The organism is Streptomyces sp. NPDC047061 (assembly GCF_040643955.1).
Lineage (GTDB): Bacteria > Actinomycetota > Actinomycetes > Streptomycetales > Streptomycetaceae > Streptomyces.
On record NZ_JBEYVI010000120.1, the window covers coordinates 1 to 2,378 of the forward strand.

Sequence of the window (2,378 nt, forward strand, 5' to 3'; positions counted from 1 at the left end):
GTGGTGGTCGGTCACAGTCAGGGTGAGATCGCGGCGGCGTGTGTGGCGGGCGGGCTGTCGTTGGAGGACGGCGCGCGGGTGGTGGCGTTGCGCAGTCGGGCGTTGGCCGGGCATCTGGCGGGCACCGGCGGGATGGTGTCGGTGCCGGCCGGCCTGGAGGAAGTGGGGGAGTGGATCTCCCGGTGGGGCCAGGACCTGTCGGTCGCGGCGGTCAATGCTCCCCGTCAGGTGGTGGTCGCTGGTGCCGCGCAGGCGTGTGCGGAGTTCACGGAAGCGTTTGCGGATCGCGGGGCGCGTCGGATCGCGGTGGATTACGCCTCCCACACCGCGCACGTCGAGGCGGTGAGGGAGTGTCTGGCGGAGGATTTGGCGGGGCTGGCCCCGGTCAGTAGCCGGGTGCCGTTCTATTCGACGCTTGAGGGGCGGGTGGTGGATACCGCTGAGTTGGATGGTGGGTATTGGTATCGGAATCTGCGGGAGCCGGTGCGGTTTGGTGAGGTCGTTGCCGGTCTGGCGGCTGAGGGCCATCGGGTGTTTGTGGAGGTCAGTCCGCATCCGGTGCTGGGTATGGCGGTCGCGCAGGCCGGTGAGGGTGTGGTGGCGGCGGCCAGTCTGCAGCGTGGTGATGGCGGCCGTGACCGGTGGCTGACCGCGCTGGCGGCTGCCTGGACAGCGGGCGTGGAGGTGGACTGGGCTGCCGTTACCGGCGACGAGGGCCGGGCGGTGAAGGTCGGGCTGCCGACGTATGCGTTCCAGCGGCAGCACTACTGGCCGAAGCCGGTCGCCGGGGCGGGGAATCTGCCGTCGGCGGGTGTGCAGGCCGCCGGGCATCCGTTGCTGGCGGCGGCGGTGTGGCTGGCCGAGGGCGACGGGCTGGTGTTGACGGGTCGGCTGTCGCTGGCCGCGATGCCGTGGCTGGCCGACCACGCCGTCCACGGCACCGTCCTGCTGCCCGGCACCGCGTTCGTGGACCTCGCGGTCCACGCCGGCGACCTGGCCGGGTGTGGTGTCCTGGAGGAGTTGACGCTCCAGGAACCGCTGGTCCTTCCCACCTCCGGTGGCGTGCAGGTCCAGGTCCACGTCGGTGACAGTGACGGCGAAAGCGGCCGGCGAACGGTCACGGTCTCCTCCCGTGAGGGGGAGGGTGAGTGGGTTCGGAACGCGGTCGGTGCGCTGGCCCTGGCCGATGGCGAGCCCGTTCCGGCTCCGCTGTCCGTTTGGCCTCCGGTCGGCGCGGAGTCGGTTCCGGTCGATGACGCCTACGAGAAATTCGCCCAGCGCGGTTACGGCTATGGTCCGGCGTTCCAGGGCCTGCGCCGGGCATGGCGTGCCGGGGATACGGTCTATGCCGAGGTTGAGCTGCCTGAGGTTGTCGAAGCTGATGCTGGCAGGTTCGGCCTGCATCCCGCCCTCCTCGACGCTGCCCTGCACGGTCTCATCACTGCCAGCAGTGCCAGCAGTGCCAGCACTGGCAACGATGGCGGTGGTGGGACGGGGTTGCCGTTCGTGTGGTCGGGGGTGCGGTTGCTGGCCGGGGGTGCGCGTCATTTGCGGGTGGTGCTGGCCCGTGGGTCGGGTGGGATCTCGGTGACGGCGTTTGACGGTGTCGGTCAGCCGGTGCTGGCGGCACGGTCGTTGGTGCTGCGGGAGGCGTCGGCTGGTCAGCTCACCGGTACTGGTTGGCAGGTGCGGCAGTCGTTGTTCACGGTGGACTGGGTTCCGTTGATGGTGGTGCAGACCCCTGACGCCGCCGCGGTGCAGTGGGTGCGGCATGGCGAGTCCGAGTTGGCTCCGGTGGTGGTGGCGGCAGTGCCGGCTGCCCCGTTGGGGGTTTCGGAGCCGGAGGCGGTCCAGCAGGCTGCTGCGACGGTGTTGGGTTGGGTGCAGCAGTGGCTGGCCGATCCCGGGACGGACAATGCGCGGTTGGTGGTCTGGGCCCAGGGTGCGGCTACCGGGCAGGATCTGGCGGGTGCGGCGGTGGTGGGTCTGGTGCGTTCGGCGCAGTCGGAGCACCCGGGGCGTGTGCTGCTGGTCGATGTCGACCCGGCAGCCGGCCTGGACCCGAGCCGTGACGCCGACGTGGACACCGTCCTGGCCCTGACTTTGGATGCTGATGAACCCGAGGTCCGCATCCGTCCCGCTGGTGACGGCGGGACCGTGGTGGCGTTCGGGCGTCGGCTGGTCCGGGCGGATGCGTCCGGGGATCTGGCGCTGCCTGGTGGTTCGGGTTGGCGGGTGGAGGTGGCAGAGCCGGGTGATCTGGGCAGTGCGGCTGTGGTTGATGCTCCCGAGGCGGGCGCCGAGTTGTCAGCGGGTCAGGTCCGGGTGGGTTTGCGGGCGGCGGGTGTGAACTTCCACGATGTGGTCGCCGGGCTGGG

Annotated in this window: 1 protein-coding gene; it reads left to right on the forward strand. The window is 70.7% G+C overall.

Features of this window, described 5'->3' with window-relative positions:
* A partial coding sequence (locus ABZ887_RS51010; RefSeq protein WP_361306559.1) for an acyltransferase domain-containing protein occupies positions 1-2,378 on the forward strand: 2,378 nt, incomplete at both ends.